Raw genomic sequence first — 303 nt, forward strand, 5'->3', positions numbered from 1 at the left:
CGTCAACGTCCGCTTCCAACGCGGTCGCGCTCGCTTCGGTCGAGACGTTACCCGCCGCATCGGTGATTTGTGCGGTCACGGTGCCTTCTGGCGCCACGTCCACTGTCACTTCACCCGCTGCGATTTCATCCGCCGTCAAGGTGTGGGTCGAACCGTTGATAGTCAGCGTGTCTTTGCTCGCATCGAAGTCATCCGGCAGGCTGATCGTCGCCGTCACGGTGCCATCTGAGCCAAGCTCTTCTTTGTTGTAGATGCCATCGTCGTTCGCATCCGCCGCTTCCAGCGCGATCGTCGGCGCTTTCA

At 60.7% G+C, this 303-nt stretch carries 1 protein-coding gene; it reads right to left on the reverse strand.

Going from position 1 to position 303, the window contains the following annotated elements; genetic code table 11:
* A partial coding sequence (locus ACFI6G_RS22255; protein WP_462710490.1) for a hypothetical protein occupies window positions 1–303 on the reverse strand: 303 nt, incomplete at both ends.

The organism is Vibrio sp. PSi01 (genome assembly GCF_054960695.1).